The sequence below is a fragment of the Methylobacterium sp. TK31 genome, from assembly GCF_055361545.1.
Genome location: NZ_CM143964.1, coordinates 3488549 through 3507609 on the forward strand (window position 1 = coordinate 3488549; position 19061 = coordinate 3507609).

The window sequence follows — 19061 nt, forward strand, 5'->3', positions numbered from 1 at the left end:
GGCCGGGGTGCTTGCGCGGTCGATCAGGAATCGAGACCGCCGTCCTCGTCGATGTCGACCAGGAACACGATGTCGGCATCCTCCTCGTCATCGGCCTCGTCGTCGTTCGAGGCCTCGGCGTGGCGGGCATCCGGCTCGTAGGGCTCGTCCTCCTCGGAATCGTCCTCCGCGAGGGCGTCCTCGAAGATCTCGATCTCCTCTTCGGTGGCGGCCCGGACCTTGAGCGGAGAGGTGCCGTTCCACAGCACCTTGCCGTCGCTCTTCATGGTCTGGATGTCGTCCTTGAAGCCATCGCAGGTGAAGAGGTCGTTGGCGACCTCCTCGGAGCCGTTGATGACCGCGATGGCCACGCCATCGATCTCGAGTGTGAACATCGCGAATCCTTGTTGTCTGCAGCCTCGGGGCCGCCGTCCGTGTAGGGGCGAACGGAGCGCAGGCCAAGGCCCGGGATGAATGGCCCGGGATGGATGGCCCGGGACGGATGGCCCGGGACGGAGTGGGTCGGTTTGCGGGAGCGGGCCGGACCTCAGGCTCCGCCGCTCGCCCGAGCGATCGCCCGCTTGACCACGCCCTGCACGTCGGGATTCGACAGGAACAGGTCGTGGTTGATCAGGCCGCCGCCGTAATCGGAGGCGTCGGCCACGCGCACGCCGAGGGCTTCCAGGCGCTCGCGGTCCGCGGCGCCGGCCCGCACGATGCCGCCCGCGATGGCGCCGGAGAGCTCGAGGGCGCGGTCATTCGTCGACGAGATCACCGTGATCTTGTGCACGTCCGGCCCCATGCGCTCCACCGCGCTGGTGAAGAGGTCGATGTCGATGTCGGGCGCGGCAAGGACCACCGCGCCGATGCGCGCCATGGCGGCCTCGCCGGCCTCGGCCCGCAGCATGCGCAGGGTTTCGAGAGTCAGCAGGGTGCCCATGGAGTGGGCGACGATGTTGATGCGCCCGCCCGAGGGCGAGTTCGCCAGGGCCTTCAGCAGGTCCTCGAAGCCGTCGCGCGACCACAGGGCGCTCTCGCGGTCGTAGCCGTAATCGAAGGTGGCGGCGGCCGAGGGCCAGGTGAACAGGGCCGAGGCGCCGCGGAAGCGGATGCCGTCGGAGAGCTTGGCCGCGCTCAGGGCCGCCGACTGGAAGCTCTCGCGATAGCCGTGGACGTAGATCAGCACGTCGCGTCCCAGCGCCGCCTGGGCGAAGGCGCCGGCCGCGCCCGGGCCGGTCTCGACCTGCGGCACCGCCGTCACGGCCCAGTCGCCCGTCACCACGGAGGAGACCTTGCCGATCAGCGAGCGGTCCGGCGCCGACAGGCGGACTTCGGCGAAGCTGAGGCCGCGGCCGCGCTCGGAGGTGAAGTAGGGGCTCTTCGGCGGCATGCCGACGGGCTTGCGCGTGGTGGCCACGAGCAGGACCGGGCTGACGTCGAGGGCCGATTGGCGCTCCGGCGCGCCGCCGCCCACCGCGTCGGTGACGAGGCCGTCGGCGACGCAGCCGGCCAGCCCGGGCGTCAGGCCGGCCACCCCCCAGAGGGCGGCGAAGCGCAGCAGCGCGCGACGGGTGGGAGGCAGAGGTCGGGTCATGGCTCGGTTCTTGGGTCGGATCATGTCGTGCAAGGCGGCCCTGAACGTGACGGCCCCGGGACGGGCGCAGCGCGTCAGTACCCTGTCGATCAGGATCGTGACCATGGCGGGGCGGAAGCGTGACCGTGGCGATGTGGATTGCGGGCAGAGGCGGCTCTGTGGCCCCCGGTCCACAGGCCGGAGGCGCCCGGATCACGCCGGTTTGCGGGGGGAGCGCCGCCGTGCGGGCTCGTCCCCCTCGACGAAACCCGGCCGGACCGGCAAAGAAGGCAACCATGGCCGCCTCCCCCGCTCCCGCCCTCGACATCGATGCCCTGCGCGAGCGGCTGCTCGCCGGAGACCGCGCCGCCCTGGCGCGGGCGATCACGCTGGCCGAATCGAAGCGACCCGATCATCGGGCGGCGGCGCGCGGGCTCATCGACGCGGTGCTGCCCCATACCGGCACGGCGATCCGCGTCGGCATCACCGGCGTGCCCGGCGTCGGCAAGTCGACCACCATCGACGCGCTCGGCGCCAACCTGACGGCGGCCGGTCACAAGGTGGCGGTGCTGGCGGTCGACCCCTCCTCCACCCGCACCGGCGGCTCGATCCTCGGCGACAAGACCCGGATGGCGCGCCTCGCCCTCGACCCCAACGCCTTCATCCGCCCCTCCCCCTCATCCGGCACCCTGGGCGGCGTCGCGGCCAAGACCCGCGAGACCATGCTGCTCTGCGAGGCGGCGGGCTTCGACGTCATCCTCGTCGAGACCGTCGGCGTCGGCCAATCCGAGACGGCGGTGGCGGACCTGACCGACTTCTTCCTGGTGCTGATGCTTCCGGGGGCCGGCGACGAGCTCCAGGGCATCAAGAAGGGCATCCTCGAACTCGCCGACATGATCGCGGTGAACAAGGCCGACGACGGCGAGGGCGAGCGCCGGGCCAGCGCGGCCGCCTCGGAATACCGCGCCGCCCTGCACATCCTCTCGGCGCCGAGCTCCACCTGGACGCCGCCGGTGGTCACGATCTCGGGCCTGAACAACAAGGGCCTCGACGGCCTGTGGGAGCGGATCGTCGATCACCGCAACAAGCTCACCGCCACGGGCGAGATCGCCACGAAGCGCCGGGCCCAGGACGTGAAATGGATGTGGGCCCTCGTGCACGAGCGCCTGCACCAGCGCCTCGTCGGCTCGGCCGATGTGCGCCGCCAGACGGCCGAGGCCGAGGCCGCGGTCGGCCGCGGAGAATCCTCGCCCGCCGCCGGGGCGGAGGCCATCGCCACCCTGATCGGCCTCTGACCGCGTGGCGGGACCGCTGCTGATCACCGGCTTCGGTCCGTTTCCCGGGGTGCCCCGCAATCCGAGCGCGGCCCTGGCCCGGCGCATCGGCGCCCTCGCGCGCCCTAAGCTCGGCGGCACCCCGGTACGGGTTCTGATCCTGCGCACCACCTACGCGGCGATCCCCGAGATGCTGGAGCCGGCCCTCGCCGAGGCGCCGGCCGCGATCCTGATGCTCGGCGTCGCGACCCGCGCCAAGCGGGTCCGGGTCGAAGTCCAGGGCCGCAACCGCACGAGCCGGCTCTTCCCCGATGCCTCAGGCCGGATCGCGTCGCGCCTGACCCTGGAGCCGGATGGCCCGGCCGCGCGCCGCTCCCCCGCGGCGACTGCCGCGCTTGCGACGCTGCGCGGGCATGGGATCGTGGCGATCCCCTCGCGCGATGCCGGTCGCTACCTCTGCAACGCCAGCTATTTCCGCGCTTTACGCGAATTGCCCCCGGCGCTGTTCGTACACATCCCGCTGCCGCCCCGGACCCGGCGGCCCGTGACGGCGCCCGCGCGGCCCCGGCGCCAGACGCCCGAGGAGCACCTCGCCCGCGCCTGTGCGGAGGTCGCGCGCCGGCTCGTGCTGCGCGGCCGGACCGGCGGCTGAGCCGCTGTGCGGCCCGGTCCTTTGCCGGCGCCGGAAGAATTTCCATCCGGGCATGGGTCCCCTTCGCGCCGTCGGGCGTTCTGTGCACGTCGGATGCGGGCGTCCCCGACCCCGGACGGACGACCCGCATCATCCGCGTTCAGGAGAGAGACCATGGTCGATACGGATCGCATCGTCGGCGCCGCCAAGGAGTTCGGCGGCAAGGTTCAGGGCGCTGCGGGAGACCTCGCCGGCTCTTCCCGCACTTCGGCCGAGGGCCGCTACCGCGAAGCCGAGGGCCGCGCGCAGGACATCTACGGGCAGGCCAAGGACACCCTGCGCGATGTCGCCGACAATGTCTCCGATTACGCCGAGGACGCCTACGAGCGCGGTGGCAGCTACCTGCGCGACGGCGGCCGGGTGGTCGGCCACCGCGTCGAGGAGAACCCGTTCATCGCCCTCGTGATCGCCGGCGCCGTCGGCTACGGCCTCGCCCTGCTGCTGCACGGCCGCCGCTGAGCCGACCGGCTGCCCCCCGCTGCAATCGGCGCGAGGGGGCAGCCCGCGCGGGATCGCGCTACTGCGCGGTCCAGCCGCCATCCATGGCCATGTTGGCGCCGGTGATCTGGCTCGCCGCGTCCGAGGCCAGGAACACCGCCAGCGCCGCCACCTGATCGATGGTGACGAATTCCTTCGTGGGCTGCGCCTTGAGCAGCACCTCGTTGATGACCTCGTCCTCGGTCATCCCCCGGGCCTTCATGGTGTCGGGGATCTGGCTCTCGACCAGCGGCGTCCAGACGTAGCCCGGCGAGATGCAGTTCACCGTGATGCCGTGCGTGGCGAGTTCCAGGGCCGCGGCCTTGGACAGGCCGACGAGGCCGTGCTTGGCCGCCACGTAGGCCGACTTGAACGGCGAGGCCACCATCGAGTGCGCCGAGGCTGTGTTGATGATCCGCCCCCAGCCGCGCCGCTTCATGCCGGGGATCGCCGCCCGCATGGTGTAGAAGGCCGAGGACAGGTTCAGGCCGATGATCTGTTCCCACTTCTCCGGCGGGAAATCCTCGATCGGCGAGACGTACTGGACGCCGGCATTGTTCACCAGCACGTCGACGGAGCCGTAGGTCTCCTCCGCGAGACGGATCAGCCCCTCGATCTCGCCGGGCTTGGTCAGGTCGGCCGGCGAGTGGGTGGCCTTCACGCCGTACTCGGATTCGATCCCGGCCCGCGTCGCCTCGATCTCCTCGGGCTTGCCGAAGCCGTTGAGGACGATGTTGGCCCCCTCCTTGGCGAAGGCGCGGGCACAGGCGAGCCCGATGCCGCTGGTGGAGCCCGTGACGACGGCGGTCTTGGATGTCAGGATCATGGAAGCCTCCTTGGGGGCGCTCTTCGACGAAGGGGATCCGAACGCGTCGGAAAAGCGTGCGGTCGAACAAAGCCTGGGACGGGTGGCCGGCCCGGGCGGCGCCGACCACGACGCGGGACGTCACGACCCGGAAAGCCCGGCCGTTCAGGCGAGATAATCGTGCAGCACCTGCCCGTAGGGCAATGTGAAGTCGACGACCATGTGCCGGCCGCCGACGATGCGGCGCACGGGCAGGTCGGCCACCCGGCAATTCACGTGCGGGATCAGGTGGAGGCGGGCCTCGCCCTCCCAGGCGCCGTGGACGGTGATGTCCTCCAGGCGGTAGCCGACGAGCTGTGCCACCTTCGGGCCGCCGCCGACATCCGGGATCAGCTTGAGGTTGACGTTGAGCTTGCCCAGGCCCTGCTTCACCGCGGCGAGGTCGTGCTCCAGGCTCCGGTGCTTGTAGGTCATGGTGCCCATCGCGACCCGCTCGTCGTCGTAATGGAGGGTGCCGGTGAGGGTGTCCTTGGTGAGCTTGAGGCGGGGCACGCCCCACTTCTTCGGGAAGCCCCAGATCTCGCGCCCGGCCGTGATCGGCGGCTCGTCGTCGAGGTACATCTGGATCGAGAAGTTGCAGGGCTCGCCGTCGAACGTCGCCAGCGCCCCCGAGCCGCTCTCCTCGTAGTCGCCGAAGCCGGAGGAATCCGGCATCTTCATCCACTCGTAGTAGACCAGGTTGTCCGGGTGCGGCTCCAGCGGCTCGGGCAGCGCCCGGCGTAGGGCGTCGGCATCGGTCTCGTAGGTGACGATGAGGTATTCGCGCCGGAGGAAGCGATAGGGCCCAGGGGGATAGCTCGGGCTGAAGGCCGGCATCGAGGGAACCTGGAGAATCTCGTCGCGGGTCACGGGCATGTCTCCCTTCGGAAGGTGGGGCCGCTCAGGTCTCGGTCTCGCGGGTGAGGTCGAACACGGCGATGCCGCCGGCATCCGCCCGGCGGTCGCGCCAGACGGGATCGCGCAGGGAACGGCGCATGTCGTCGAGGCCGGCGGCCCAGTGCTCCAGCATGGTCGTGCGCGAGAACTCGTAGTCCTTCGAGTTCCGCTCGTAGGCCTTGCGGCGGTAGATCAGTTGCAGGATCGTCACGACGTTGTCGTGGCTGATGCTCCTCAGGAACGCGACGTCGGGATCGTCGGCCAGTTCCGGGGGCAGCTTGGCGAGGAGATTGCGCGTGGCCGCCTTGGCCCTGCGAATCTCGATGGTCATGTCGGTGTTGAGGCGCGTCCGGCTGGAGAAGCGAATATCCCTCTCGCGTTCGGCGGCATCGGTCAGCGAGCGCGGCATCGCTCCGCGCGCCGGGAACAGGTCGACCTGGAACACCGTGAGATCGCGCCCGCGCTCCGCGTCGAGGACGTATTGTAGCGGCGTGTTCGAGACGATGCCGCCGTCCCAGTAGGGCTCGCCGTCGATCATCACCGGCGGAAAGCCCGGTGGCAGCGCTCCGGAAGCCATGATGTGTTCCGGGGTGATGCGATCGCGGCGATTGTCGAAGTAGACGAAGTTGCCGGTGCGAACGTGGACCGCGCCGACGCTCAGGCGGACGGCGCCGGCATTGATGCGGTCGAAGTCGACGAAGCGCTCCAGCGTCGCCCGGAGCGGTGCCGTATCGTAGTAGCTCAGCGCCTCCGGTGCACCGACGGGGAAGAAGGGCGCGGGCGGAAACCGGGGCTCGAAGAATCCGGGTACGCCGAAGGCGGCGATCCAGCCGGCACTCGCTTCGTTGAAGGCTGACCGCGCCCACTCGCCCGGAAGCCACGGCGTTCCGGGCACGCCGGAGGAGACCAGCTCCCAGAAAGCCCTCAAGCGTTCCAGGCGGCGGTCGGGCGGGTTTCCGGCGATGAGGGCGGCGTTGATCGCCCCGATGGAGATGCCCGCCACCCAGTCGAGCCCGAGATCGTCGCCCGCCAGGGCCTCGTAGATCCCGGCCTGATAGGAGCCGAGCGCCCCGCCGCCCTGGAGCACGAGGACGGTACAACCGGATTCTGCCGTCACGAGCGGATGTCTTTCATCGGTCCGAACACTCCATCCTGCACGCGGCGTGCCGGCGCGCGTCGCGGCGGGCGAGTCCCAGGTCGGTGGAACGCCAACCGAGGGTTGCCCGGGGCGGGTGACGCCACCATGACGCAAGGCCCGGGTGATCGCCACCGCGGGACCGGACGATGCGGGCACGTTGTCAGGACCCGCGCCTTCGCAGGGTCCGGCCGCCCCCTGATGGTTGACAGGCGGGGCTCCTTCGCCAACACCCCCGCCCAGTCGCGGCTTTTTCCGCACGCCCTCCGCCGCGATCGTCCCTGACCCGGCCGCCCCGCGCGCGATGGCGACGAACAAGGATCCCTGACCCATGTCGGTGACGCGCTCCTATCTCGATTTCGAGAAGCCGGTGGCCGAGCTCGAATCCAAGCTGGAGGAGCTGAAGACCATGGCCGCCCGCGACGGCGCGGTCTCGATCAGCGAGGAGGTCGGGCGCCTGGAGGCCAAGGCCGCCGCCGCCTTGTCGGACATCTATGCCGGCCTGACGCCGTGGCAGAAGACCCAGGTCGCCCGGCATCCGCAGCGGCCGCACTTCATCGACTATTGCGCCGGCCTGATCACCGACTTCACCCCCCTCGCCGGCGACCGCGCCTTCGGCGAGGACCAGGCCATCGTCGGCGGCTTCGGACGCTTCCGCGGTCGGCCGGTCTGCGTCCTGGGCCAGGAGAAGGGGTCCACCACCGAGACCCGCCTGCGGCACAATTTCGGGATGGCCAAGCCCGAGGGCTACCGCAAGGCCGTGCGCCTGATGGAGCTCGCCGACCGCTTCGGCCTGCCGGTGCTGGCCTTCGTCGACACCGCCGGTGCCTTCCCGGGCATCGAGGCCGAGGAGCGCGGGCAGGCCGAGGCCATCGCCCGCTCGACGGAGGCCTGCCTTGCCCTCGGCGTGCCGAACGTCGCCGTGGTCATCGGCGAGGGCGGCTCGGGCGGCGCCATCGCGCTCGCCACCGCCAATCGGGTGCTCATGCTGGAGCACGCCATCTACGGCGTGATCTCGCCGGAGGGCGCGGCCTCGATCCTCTGGCGCGACCAGGGCCGGGCCGCGGACGCGGCCACCGCCATGAAGATCACCGCCCAGGACCTGCTGCGCCTCGGCATCATCGACGGCATCGTGCCCGAAGCCACCGGCGGCGCCCATCGCGGGCGCGAGGCCGCCATCGAGGCGACGGGCGCCGCGATCGAGGCGGCCCTGATCGAGTTCCAGGGCCTGGGGCCCGACGAGATCCGGGACCGGCGCGCCGCGAAGTTCCTGGACATCGGCCGCAAGCTCTGAAACCGCGACACTCCGTCGCGTCCGGCCGCTGGAACCAATAGGGATCGGGCCTGTCGGCTCCCGCCAAGGTTTCGCCACACCTCGCCCGAGGGGATCGGCGGCGAAAGACCTGCCAAATCAATCCTCTTCCCACCGGCGCATCGGACGCGGCACCGATTGCGGCGAGATCGGGTCGGCGGGCCGCCGATCTCCGCAATCCACACCCCGCCCGGGCCGCCGGCTCCGTCGCCTTGCGGTAACAACCGGGTAAGTTTAACGACGCTAAGGGGTTGGGGAGTGGCATTCCAGGGCGCGAGCCCGGGATTGCATGACTGAGGATAGGTTTCCCCATGGCTATGCGCCCGCTCGTGGCCGCCGGTTTCGCTCTGCTCGCCCTGTCGCTCGGCGCCTGCCAGGACGGTTCGACGGGCGGTGGCGTTCCCCTGCGCGCCCTGGCCCCGGTGCCCCCGAAGACCCTCGCGCTGATGGCCCAGAAGGGCATGTCGCAGAGCGACCCCATCCTGATCCGCGCCTACAAGCGGGAAGCCGAGATGGAGGTGTGGAAGCGCGGCACCAACGGCCAGTACGCCCTCCTGAAGACCTTCCCGATCTGCCGCTGGTCGGGCCAGCTCGGCCCGAAGACCAAGCAGGGCGACCGCCAAGCGCCGGAGGGCTTCTACACCGTCACACCGGGTCAGATGAACCCGAACTCGTCCTACTACCTCTCCTTCGACACCGGCTATCCGAACGCCTACGACCGGGCGAACGGGCGAACGGGCAACTACATCATGGTGCACGGCACCTGCTCGTCATCGGGCTGCTTTGCCATGACCGACGAGTCGATGGGGGAGATCTACGCCCTGGCGCGCGATTCCTTCGCGGGCGGCCAGCGCGCGTTCCAGTTCCAGTCCTATCCGTTCCGGATGACGGCGGCCAACGTCGCCAAGTTCCGCAACGATCCGAACGCCCCGTTCTGGAAGAACCTCAAGGAGGGCTCGGACTATTTCGAGGCCCTGCGCGACGAGCCGCGCGTCGGCCTGTGCGGGACCAAGTACGTCTTCGGCGGCGCCGACGCGGCGGCGGGTTCCTGTACGCCGAAGGTCGAGCCCCTGGTGGCGGAGAAGCGCGAGCGCGACAACCGCGAGATCGCCGAGCTGATCGCCAAAGGCACACCGGCGACCCGCCTCGTGTACGACGACGGCAGCCAGAACCCGGTGTTCCGCGGCCAGCAGCCGCCCGCCAGCACCCTGACCTTCGCGAGCCTCGGCAAGACCGCGCCCGAGCCGGAGCTGCCCTTCGATCCGAAGGATTACGCCCAGCACCGGCTCGGCGACGTCAGCCGCCCCGAGAGCCTGGCCGCCGGCGAGCGCGAGATCGAGGTCGACGCCAAGGGCCGCCCGGTGATGATGGCCGCCGCCGCTCCGATTCCCACCAAGGCCGCCGCCGCAAACCTCGCCCGCAAGGGCGTCGGCCCGGCGCCCAAACCCGAGCCGGTGGTGGCCGAGCCGGCGGTCCAGCCGGCCAAGCCCGCCCGCGTCATGGTGGCCGACGCCGAGGGCGATCCGGCCGCCTACAAGAAGCTGCTCGGCAACCTGTTCAGCAACGGTACCCCCGCGACCCCGGCCACCGACGCCGCCACCGTCCCGGCCGTGGCAGCGGCCGAGCCGGAGCACGTCGCGGCCAAGCCCAACATCGCGGCCAAGCCTGCCGCGAAGCATGTTCCGGCCAAGACGGTGCATGCGGCCGCGGCGCCGGCCAACACCGGCAAGGCCGACGAGGAGAAGGCCGGCAAGCCGGTCCAGAAGGCGGCCGCGGCCGCCTCGCCGAAGACCACCGGCTCCACCACACCCAAGAACTGATTCCCCCGCCCGGGTCCGGCTCAGCGCGTGCCGAGCAGCATCACGCCGAAGCCGAGGAAGATCCCGCCGGTGATCCGGTCGAAGGCGCGCCGGAGCGCCGGGCGGGTCAGGGAGGCGGCGAGCCGACGGCCGCCGAGCGCGTAGACCGCGTACCAGAACAGCTCCGCCCCCGCGAAGGTGACGACCAGGATCGCGAATTGCGGGGCCTGCGGCCGCGTCGGCTCGACGAATTGCGGCAGGAAGGCGCTGGCGAACAGGAGGAGCTTCGGGTTGCTCAGGCCGATCAGCAGCCCGTCGCGGTAGAGCCGCGCCAGTCCGAGGGGTGCCGGCGCCCCCTCCGCGCCGGGTACGCCCAGCGCCCCGTCCTGTCCGCGCCAGGCGCGGATGCCGAGGACGACGAGGTAGGCGACACCGGCATAGCGCAGCCCGTCGAACAGGATGGGCGAAGCCAGGAGGACGGCGCTCAGGCCGGCCGCGGAGGCGACCAGCACCAGGATCACCGCGCTCAGGCAGCCGGCCATGGCGGCGAGGCTGCGACGCCAGCCGACCCGGACGCTGCGCGCCAGGACGTGCAGCATGTTGGGGCCGGGCGTGCCGGACAGGAGGAAGACGGCGCTGAGGAACAGCCACCAGGTCTGGAAGGTCACGGGGCAAGCACTCCTGGCGCGTCGCGCGCGACGGCACAGGTCCCCTTACCAGAAGGCCGCCGCCGGCAGCGCCCGGTCCGGACGCGGGCCAGCCCGGCGCCCAACGAAAAAGGGCCCCGCGAGGGACCCTTCTCCAGACCGGTCAGATCGGGCGACCGATCACATCCGGTGCATCATCCGGCGATCCATGCGACGGTGCATCATGCGGCGCTCCATGTGACGGCGCATCATCCGGCGCTCCATGCGACGGTGCATCATGCGACGCTCCATCCGGCGCTCCATGCGCATCTGCACGGTGGACACGGTCTCAGGGGCGGTCACGCCCATGGGAGCGCCCGGGGCGGCCGAGGCGGTGGTGGCGAGGCTGGCACCGCCGAGCGAGGCGAGCACGGCGAAGGCTAGGGTCAGTTTCCTCACGTGAAGACTCCCATTCTCTTAAATCCGAGCGCGGCACCCGGTTGGTTCTCTCGCACCGGCGGCCGAGAAACGCGTGTCGCGCACCGGAGTGAGCGGCGAGCCCCGTTCCGGCCCGCCGCAGATAACACCCGAGTCAGAGATTCGTTTCCTCGAAAGCCCGCACCCACTCAGCACAAATTCCCGAGCGGACGATGTCGTCGAGGGTAAATTCCACCACCGGGATCGGCATCATCCGGCTCTTGATCAGGTGGATCACGGTGCGCAGGCCCGAGGTCTCGCGCAGGTCGGTCTGGGAAACGTCGCCGTTGATGATCACCTGGCAATCGTCGCCGATGCGGGTGAGGAACATCTTGATCTCGGCGGTGGTGGTGTTCTGCGCCTCGTCGAGGATCACGAGGCAGTTCTTGAAGGTGCGCCCGCGCATCACCTCAAAGGGCACGACCTCGATGTCGCCGGTCTTCACCGCGATCTCGAAGGCGGCCTCGCCCATGCGCTCCTTCATGGTCTCGGTCAGCGGCGCGACCCAGGGGGCGATCTTCTCTTCGAGCGTTCCGGGGAAGAAGCCGAGGGAGCGGCCCGAGGGCACGTTCGGCCGGGTGATGATCACCTTGGCGATGCGGCGCTGGCGGAGCTGGTCGGCGGCGCGGGTGCCCGCGATGAAGGTCTTGCCGGTGCCGGCCGGGCCGAGCACGATGACCTGCTTGTGAAGGGCGAGGGCGTCGAGATATTGCGCCTGCCGGTCGGTGAGGGGTTGGATCGGACTTAAGTTACGTTCTTCGTCGAAGCGGGTTTTGTGCAGCCGGACCGGACGGTCCTCAACGAGTTCAAGTCGTGCGCGGCGTCTCTTCATCGATCAACACTCCAACCGGACTTGCCAACCTGGATTTAATCTGAGCCTGACTTGCTGAACTGGCTTCGCATCATTCCTTGACCGTTCCCGTTTCGGCGATCCTTTCCACCTCGCCCGCTTCACAGCCAATCCGGAGACCGCCCTCAAGTTCCGGGCGGGTCCATCAAGCCTGTGGATTTCCGATGCGGCCCCGATGACCGCAGGACTTCGCGTTGCACGCACCATGCCGCGCCGGGCGCGACAGGGGCGTGACAACAACTATTCTTGCGAATGATGTACAAAGTCTGCGCTGATGCTGCACTGCGGGAGCAAATCGGCCGCAGCGGCCGATTGCCTGGTCCTGTGTCCGAAAAGACGCAGTCCGCATCGGCACGACGCCCTCCGCAGCCCCCGGCGTCCCGCGATCAGGCCGCCTGGATGAAGCTGTCGAGGACCATCTTCCGGCCGGCCTTGTCGAAATCAACGGTCAGCTTGTTGCCGTCCACACCCGCGACGGTGCCGGGGCCGAACTTGGTGTGGAACACCCGCATGTCGACGCTGAAGGCCGAAGGCGCGCCGGTGGACTTGGCGATGAGCTCGCCCTCGATCTGGCGCGGGCCGCCGCGGCCGGCCGCCGGGCGGTTGCCCACCCCGTAGCCGTTGGCGTTGCCCGATTGCGCCGTATTGGCCTGGGCCCGCTGCCAGCCGGGGGTGCCGTAGGACGAGCCGAAGGGCGTCGGGTTGCGGTCGAAGCGCGAGGCTCCGGCCGAGAAGTGGGCGGGCGCGTCGATCACGTCGACGCTGTCCTCGGGCAACTCGTCGATGAAGCGGCTCGGCACCGTGGAGGACCACAGGCCGTGGATGCGCCGGTTGACGGCGAAGGACAGCTTGGCGCGCTTGCGGGCGCGGGTCAGTCCCACATGGGCGAGGCGACGCTCCTCCTCCAGCCCGGCGCGGCCGCTCTCGTCCAGGGCCCGCTGGTTGGGGAACAGGCCGTCCTCCCAGCCGGGCAGGAACACGGTGTCGAATTCCAGGCCCTTGGCGGCGTGGAGGGTCATCAGCGAGACCCGGTCGGCGCCCTCCTGCTCGCTGGCCTCCATGACGAGGGAGACGTGCTCGAGGAAGGCGGCGAGATCCGGGAATTCCTCCATGGAGCGCACGAACTCCTTGAGGTTCTCCAGGCGCCCGGCGGCGTCGGCCGACTTCTCCTTCTGCCACATCTCGGTGTAGCCGGATTCCTCCAGGATGGTCTGCGCCACCTCGGAATGGGGCTGCGTGCCGACGAGGCGCGACCACCGCGAAAAGCTCTCGACCAGGGCCCGGACGCCGGAGCGGGCGCGGGGCTTCAGCTCGTCGGTCTCGACGACCAGGCGGGCGGCCTGGAGCAGGGGCACCCGCTCGGCCCGGGCATAGGCGTGCAGCGCCTGCAGGGTGGCGTCGCCCAGACCCCGCTTCGGCGTGTTGAAGATGCGCTCGAAGGCGAGGTCGTCGGAGGGATTGGCGGTGACGCGCAGATAGGCGAGCGCGTCGCGGATCTCCGCCCGCTCGTAGAAGCGCGGGCCGCCGATGACCCGGTAGGGCAGGCCGAGCTGGACGAAGCGGTCCTCGATCTCGCGCATCTGCGCCGAGATCCGCACCAGCACGGCGATCTCGGAGAGCGGGTGCTGCTTGGCCTGCAGGCTCTCGATCGCCTCGGCGACCTGGCGCGCCTCCTCCTCCGAATCCCAGGCGCCCGACACGGTCACCTTCTCACCGGCCACGTCTTCGGTGCGCAGGGTCTTGCCCAGGCGGCCCTCGTTCTTGGCGATGAGGCCGGAGGCGGCGGCGAGGATATGGCCGGTGGAGCGGTAGTTGCGCTCCAGGCGGACCACCACGGCACCGGGGAAATCGTGCTCGAAGCGCAGGATGTTGTCGACCTCGGCACCGCGCCAGCCATAGATCGACTGGTCGTCGTCGCCCACGCAGGCGACGTTGCGGTGGCCCTGCGCCAGCAGGCGCAGCCAGAGGTACTGGGCGACGTTGGTGTCCTGGTACTCGTCCACGAGGATGTAGCGGAAGCGCTGCTGGTAATTCTCCAGCACGTCCGGGTTCTCGCGCCAGAGCTTGAGGCAGAGTAGCAGCAGGTCGCCGAAATCGGCGGCGTTCAGCGTCAGGAGCCGGGCCTGGTAGGCGGCGTAGAGCGCGCCGCCCTTGCCGAAGGCGAAGGCCTGGGCTTCCCCCGGCGGCACCTGCTCGGGCGTCAAGCCGCGGTTCTTCCAGCCGTCGATGGCCGAGGACAGGGCCCGGGCCGGCCAGCGCTTCTCGTCGATGTTCTGGTCGACGATGACCTGCTTCATCAGCCGCAGCTGGTCGTCCATGCCCAGGATCGTGAAATCGGAGCGCAGGCCCACCAGCTCGGCATGCCGGCGCAGGATCTTGGTGCCGATGGAATGGAAGGTGCCGAGCCAGGGCATGCCCTCGCCGGCCGGCCCGATGAGCCCGCCGATGCGGTGCTTCATCTCGCGGGCGGCCTTGTTGGTGAAGGTCACCGAGAGGATGTCGAACGGCCGCGCCTTGCCGGTGGCGATGAGGTGGGCGATTCGCGTCGTCAGCACCCGGGTCTTGCCGGTGCCGGCCCCGGCCAGGACGAGCACCGGCCCGTCCGTCGCCTCGACGGCGCGGCGCTGCTCGTCGTTCAGCCCTTCCAGGTAGGGACTGCCCTGCGGCCGCAGGGAGGCCATGGCACGGGCGGCGATGGAGGTCGGGGCGGCGTCGGAGGCGGTGGGGCCGGCCGCGTCGAAGCGTTGAGTCATCGCGCATCCCTGGACCAAAACGCGAACGGCGTCGAGAGTCGCGCGCGTTCGGGTAACCACCCGGCATCCACCACGGGTCCCGCCGTCCTAGACGTGCGGTGGCGCGAGGACCTGCCCGACCGCGTGGATTTCGCCGAGTGGATCGCCACGGGCCTGATCACGGGGAGCGCCGAAGGGTCGGGCGCCTGCGCAGTGCCGACCTCCCGTCGCCCAATCACGTCGTGCGGGCGCTGCGCGGGCCGTTTCCGCTTCCACGCCCACACGGGCCGGGCGCCGCCTCCGAAGAGCGATGCGGCAGTCTCACGCAGAGTTGCGGGAAACCACCTGCGGGAACCCGCCTTCCCGCGGACGAGTCGTCTCACCAGATCAAGACATCACGGTCCACCGGACAAGGACGACGCCATGCGCAGCTCTGCAGCCCTCCTCCTCGCCGGCCTCGCGGTTCTCGCCGCCGGTCCGGCTCTCGCCCAGGTCTCCTCCCGCGGCGTCGACAGCCTCAACGACACGAACGAGCGCCTCTCCACCCGCAGCGAACTGCGCGGCATCGAGCAGCGCCAGCAGTTCGACACCAACCAGACGCGGATGCAGATCCAGCGCAGCGACCTGTTCCGGCCGAGTGCGCCCGCCGCCCCGATCGTGGTTCCGGGCCGCCGCTGAGGCCGAACGGCCGGGCCGGGCGCGCCGCGCAGGCCCTGGCGCGCACCGGCATTCCCTGTGCTATGTCCGCCGGCGGGCGGGTCCCGGCCCGGGTGACGAGGCGGAACAGAGACGGTGCGTGACATCCTGACCGCGCTGGCGGGCGCCGTCATCCTGCTCCTCGTCGCGGCCCTCGCCGTTCCGCCCTTCGTGGCCTGGGAGAGCTATCGGGGCACGCTCGACCGCACGATCGCGCGCTCCCTCGGGATCGCGGCGCAGACCGAGGGACGCATCGGCCTCCGGCTCCTGCCCTCGCCGCGCCTCAAGCTCGACCGCCTGCGCCTGGGCCCGGGCACCGGCGCTGCGCCGGGGGCCGCCCTCGACCAGCCCCAGCTCGACCTGCAGTGGATCAAGGCCGAGATCGCCCTGGCGCCGCTCCTGAAGGGCGAGATCCGCTTCACCGAGACGCGGGTCGGCCGGGCCGAGGTCAAGCTTCCCGTCACCGACGGCGAGGCGATCCTGCTGCCTGCGCGCGGCCTCTCGGCCGCCCTGCGGCGCGACCTCGCCATCGAGGACCTGTCGATCCGGCAGTTCGTGCTGACGACCCAGGTGCCGGCGACGGGTCGGACCGAGCAGTTCTACGCCGAGGCCCTGCAGATCTCGGCGCCCGCCCTCGCCGGCCCCTGGCGGGCCGAGGGGACGAGCCGGGGCGTGCCCTTCCGCGTCTCCACGGGCGAGATCGGCTCCGACGGCGTCGGCGTGAAGATCGCCGGCGGCGGCGACACGCAGCCCCGGTTCGAGGCCGACGCCCGCATCGGCCTCGCCCCCGCGGGCACCGGCACGGGCGGGCGGCGCCTGGCGGCGGCGGTGGCCGAGGGCAGCGCCCGGATCGTCGTCGGGCCGCCGGTCCAGGCAGCGGGCGCCTATCTCCCCTTCTCTCTCGCCGGCAAGTTCAAGGGCCGGGGCCTGACGGCGCGGTTCACCGACGTCGCCCTGGAGATCGATCCCGGCGGGCAGGCCCTGCGCCTCGGCGGCACGGGCCAGATCGACCTCAAACAATGGCGCGGCGCCCTCGCCCTCACCGCCCGGCGCCTCGACCTCGACGCCTTCCTGACCTCGGCGGCCGGGCAGGCGCTGATCGCCCGCGGCGTGCCGGCCACCGGCGGTCGCAACGGGCTCGGGCTGCCGATCATGGTCGACCTCGACCTCACGGTGGACAGCCTGATCCTCGGCCTCGACGAGTGGACGGGCGTCGGCGCCAGCGGCACCCTCGACCGCACGGGCGGCGTGGTCCTGCGCCGTCTCGACGCGACCGCCCCGGGCGCCGCGGCCGTCGGCGCCAGCGGCGAGATCGACATCGAGGCGGGCGCGCGCTTCACCGGACACCTGTCCCTGGACACGCCGGCCTCCGACGGGTTCGGCCGCTACCTGCGCCGCCTCGGGCTCGAGGGACCGGCCGTGGCGGTGATGGACGGGCGCCCGGTGCAGCTGACCACCGACCTGTCGGTGGCGGCCGGCACGGTGTCCCTACGCAACCTGCGCCTCGGCCTCGGCGAGGCCCGCATCACCGGCAACGCCCGCTACACGGCGCCGGAGGGCACGGAGCGGGGACGCTTCGACGCGCAGCTCGCCGCACAGGGCCTCGACATCGCCGCCCTGCCGGTGCTGAGCGGCACCCTCGCCGATCTGCGGGGCCACGATGTCGGGATCACCCTCCAGGCCCGGGACGTGCGCTACGGCCCCGCCGGTACCCAGCCGGGCAACGGCACGATCGCCGCGAGCATTCAGTCGGACGGACCGAGCCTCGTGGTCGACAGCCTCGCCATCACCGATCTCGCCGGAGCCAATGCCAGGCTCTCGGGCCGGATCAACCCGGACGGCACGGGGCGGATCGCCGGCCAGGTCTCGGCGGCGGTGGCCGCCCCCCTGTTCGCCCTGCTCGACCGGGTCTGGGTGGCGGAGGCCCGCGGGGTCCCGGCCTTCCTGCGGGCCGGCGCCCTCGACCTCGCCGTCAGCCTGGAGCGGGATGCGGGCGCCGCCGACACGCTGCGGGTCGGCGCCAGGGGCAATGCCGCCGGCGGCACCCTCGATCTCGACCTTCTGAGCCGGGCGGGCCGCATCGACACGCTCGACCTGACCATCGCGACGGCGAACGCGGCACCCTGGTTCGGACGCACGGACATCCCGGCCCTGCGCCGGCCCGGCCGCCTGCGCATCACGGGGGCTCCCGCCCCGGCCGACGGTCCCGGACAGGGCCCCGGCCTCGCCCTGCGCCTGAGCGGGACGATCGCCGACATCTCCGTCGCCACGGTGCAGCCGGTCGTCCTCGACGCCGCCGACCCCCTGCCCCGGGCGGGCGAGCTGCAGGTCGGCCTGCCCGACCTGGCGCCGCTCCTCGTTCTGGCCGGCAGCGCCACGGCGATCCCCGGCCCCCTGCCGGCCGAACTCGGCCTGCGTCTGTCGCGCACCGGAGCCGAGGCGCGCCTCGGCCTCGTCGGCCGAATCTCCGGCCAGCCCGTTTCGGCGGACCTGACCGCCGGACCCGATGGCGCGATCGGCGGCAGCGCGACCCTGACCCGGCTGTCCCTGCCGCTGCTCGCCGGCGCCACGATCCTGCCGGCCGAGGCCCCGCGCGGACCCGGACAGAGCCCCGCGAGCGCCCGTTTCGCGCCGGTTCCGACGGGGCGTCCGCCGGTCTCCCTCAGCCTCCGGGTCGACAGTCTCGACCTCGGACGCGGACTCACCGCCACCGGCGCGACCCTCGGTGTCGCCCTCGACGGCGAGACCCTGACCCTGCGTGACCTCGACGCGACCCTCGCTGGCGGACGTGTCGCGGGACGCGCGACCTCGACACGTCAGGGCGGCGCCGCCGCGCTCTCCGGCGAGGGCCAGATCACCGACGCGGAGATCCCCGGTCTGGTCGGGGCCGGACCGGTCGAGGGCCGGGTCACGGCCCAGCTGCGCTTCGGCAGCTCGGGCGAGAGCCTCACCGGACTGATGAACAACCTCGGCGGCAGCGGCACGCTCACGCTCGCAGGCCTCAGCCTGCCCGGCGCCGATCCCTCCGGCCTCGACCGGGCGCTCGGACGGGCTCTGGCGGAAGACGATCCCCTGCGCGAAGGCCGGCTGCAGGCCCTCGTCGTCGAGGAGCTCGGCGCAGGACCGCTGACCGTGGCGGGGCCGGTCACGACCCCCGCCAGCCTCGTCGGCGGCAGCCTGCGCGCCGGTCCGCTGACGCTCGCCCTCGGCGCCGCGCGCTGGAGCGGCACCCTCGGCATCGACCTGCGAGACGCGCGACTCGATGCGCGCGGGACGCTCGTCGCCGGCCAGGCGCCCAAGGGCTGGAGCGGGGCGAACCCGTCGATCCAGCTCGGCTTCGCCGGTCCGATCCGCAACCCCGAGCGCAGCGTCGATGCCGGACCGGTGACCAACGGGCTCGCCGCCCTGGTGCTTCAGCGCGAACTGGAGAAGATCGAGCTGTTCGAGGCCGATCAGAGCGAACGCCTGCGCCGCCGCGCCCGCATCGAGATGGACAAGGCCCGCGCGCTCGCCATCAAGGCTGCGGCAGACAAGCTGGCGGCCGAGGAAGCGGCGCGCCAGGCACGCCTGCGGGCGCAGCAGGCGGCCGACGAGGCCGCCCGTGGGGCGCAGGCGCGCGAAACCGAGGCTGCGCGTCGCCAGCCGCCTCCGGAGGCCAATCCTCCGCAGCCCGAAGCGGCGCCACAGCCTTGATGCGGC

Annotated in this window: 17 protein-coding genes; 8 read left to right on the forward strand and 9 right to left on the reverse strand. The window is 71.4% G+C overall.

Annotated features, from left to right (window positions below):
- Positions 1-23: 23 nt before the first annotated feature.
- Together ACXJY8_RS16120 and ACXJY8_RS16125 are read right to left on the reverse strand one after the other, a co-directional pair.
- The gene (locus ACXJY8_RS16120) at positions 24-374 is read right to left on the reverse strand and encodes a hypothetical protein (protein WP_463770601.1); all 351 of its coding nucleotides are present in this window, start codon (positions 372-374) and stop codon (positions 24-26) included.
- Between the two features lie 152 nt (positions 375-526).
- Positions 527-1573 carry an alpha/beta hydrolase gene (locus ACXJY8_RS16125; protein WP_463770603.1) on the reverse strand — a complete coding sequence of 349 codons (1047 nt, stop codon included), beginning with the start codon at positions 1571-1573 and terminating at the stop codon, positions 527-529.
- 275 nt (positions 1574-1848) lie between these two features.
- Here ACXJY8_RS16125 and meaB point away from each other — a divergent pair, with 275 nt between their 5' ends.
- The 3 genes from meaB (at position 1849) to ACXJY8_RS16140 (ending at position 3976) form a co-directional block, all read left to right on the forward strand.
- The gene (gene meaB / locus ACXJY8_RS16130; RefSeq protein ID WP_463770606.1) at positions 1849-2847 is read left to right on the forward strand and encodes a methylmalonyl Co-A mutase-associated GTPase MeaB; all 999 of its coding nucleotides are present in this window, start codon (positions 1849-1851) and stop codon (positions 2845-2847) included.
- A 4-nt stretch (positions 2848-2851) separates the two neighbouring features.
- The gene (locus ACXJY8_RS16135; protein ID WP_463770609.1) at positions 2852-3478 is read left to right on the forward strand and encodes a pyroglutamyl-peptidase I family protein; all 627 of its coding nucleotides are present in this window, start codon (positions 2852-2854) and stop codon (positions 3476-3478) included.
- Between the two features lie 153 nt (positions 3479-3631).
- Positions 3632-3976, forward strand: a complete 345-nt coding sequence (locus ACXJY8_RS16140; RefSeq protein WP_463770611.1) for a CsbD family protein — start codon at positions 3632-3634, stop codon at positions 3974-3976.
- Between the two features lie 58 nt (positions 3977-4034).
- Here ACXJY8_RS16140 and ACXJY8_RS16145 read toward each other — a convergent pair whose 3' ends face one another.
- Entirely contained in the window at positions 4035-4820 is a 786-nt protein-coding gene (locus ACXJY8_RS16145; RefSeq protein ID WP_463770613.1) for a 3-hydroxybutyrate dehydrogenase, read from the reverse strand.
- Here ACXJY8_RS16145 and ACXJY8_RS16150 point away from each other — a divergent pair.
- Complete coding sequence (locus ACXJY8_RS16150) at positions 4819-4977, forward strand: hypothetical protein (protein ID WP_463770615.1); 159 nt, start codon at positions 4819-4821, stop codon at positions 4975-4977. The two genes, ACXJY8_RS16145 and ACXJY8_RS16150, sit on opposite strands and share 2 nt — an antisense overlap.
- Here the strand turns inward: ACXJY8_RS16150 and ACXJY8_RS16155 are convergent.
- Both ACXJY8_RS16155 and ACXJY8_RS16160 read right to left on the reverse strand, forming a co-directional pair.
- Entirely contained in the window at positions 4965-5708 is a 744-nt protein-coding gene (locus tag ACXJY8_RS16155; protein WP_463780698.1) for an acetoacetate decarboxylase, read from the reverse strand. The two genes, ACXJY8_RS16150 and ACXJY8_RS16155, sit on opposite strands and share 13 nt — an antisense overlap.
- A gap of 31 nt (positions 5709-5739) precedes the next feature.
- A complete protein-coding gene (locus ACXJY8_RS16160; protein WP_463770617.1) occupies positions 5740-6852 on the reverse strand; it encodes a DUF3734 domain-containing protein in 1113 nt (370 codons plus the stop codon).
- Positions 6853-7201: 349 nt separating this feature from the next.
- Here ACXJY8_RS16160 and ACXJY8_RS16165 point away from each other — a divergent pair, with 349 nt between their 5' ends.
- Entirely contained in the window at positions 7202-8164 is a 963-nt protein-coding gene (locus tag ACXJY8_RS16165) for an acetyl-CoA carboxylase carboxyltransferase subunit alpha (RefSeq protein WP_463770619.1), read from the forward strand.
- Between the two features lie 329 nt (positions 8165-8493).
- Positions 8494-10002, forward strand: coding sequence for a L,D-transpeptidase family protein (locus ACXJY8_RS16170; protein WP_463770621.1), 1509 nt, complete (start codon positions 8494-8496; stop codon positions 10000-10002).
- Positions 10003-10022: 20 nt separating this feature from the next.
- Here the strand turns inward: ACXJY8_RS16170 and ACXJY8_RS16175 are convergent, their stop codons facing one another.
- The 4 genes from ACXJY8_RS16175 to ACXJY8_RS16190 form a co-directional block, all read right to left on the reverse strand.
- On the reverse strand, positions 10023-10649 hold the full coding sequence (locus ACXJY8_RS16175; RefSeq protein ID WP_463770623.1) for a LysE family translocator: 627 nt from the start codon (positions 10647-10649) through the stop codon (positions 10023-10025).
- Positions 10650-10808: 159 nt separating this feature from the next.
- Complete coding sequence (locus ACXJY8_RS16180) at positions 10809-11066, reverse strand: hypothetical protein (RefSeq protein ID WP_463770626.1); 258 nt, start codon at positions 11064-11066, stop codon at positions 10809-10811.
- Positions 11067-11199: 133 nt separating this feature from the next.
- The gene (locus tag ACXJY8_RS16185; RefSeq protein ID WP_055945921.1) at positions 11200-11916 is read right to left on the reverse strand and encodes a PhoH family protein; all 717 of its coding nucleotides are present in this window, start codon (positions 11914-11916) and stop codon (positions 11200-11202) included.
- Positions 11917-12320: 404 nt separating this feature from the next.
- A complete protein-coding gene (locus ACXJY8_RS16190) occupies positions 12321-14687 on the reverse strand; it encodes an ATP-dependent helicase (protein ID WP_463770629.1) in 2367 nt (788 codons plus the stop codon).
- Positions 14688-15089: 402 nt separating this feature from the next.
- Here ACXJY8_RS16190 and ACXJY8_RS16195 point away from each other — a divergent pair, with 402 nt between their 5' ends.
- Complete coding sequence (locus ACXJY8_RS16195; protein ID WP_463770631.1) at positions 15090-15344, forward strand: hypothetical protein; 255 nt, start codon at positions 15090-15092, stop codon at positions 15342-15344.
- Between the two features lie 114 nt (positions 15345-15458).
- Positions 15459-19055, forward strand: a complete 3597-nt coding sequence (locus ACXJY8_RS16200; protein WP_463770636.1) for an AsmA family protein — start codon at positions 15459-15461, stop codon at positions 19053-19055.
- Positions 19056-19061 lie beyond the last annotated feature (6 nt).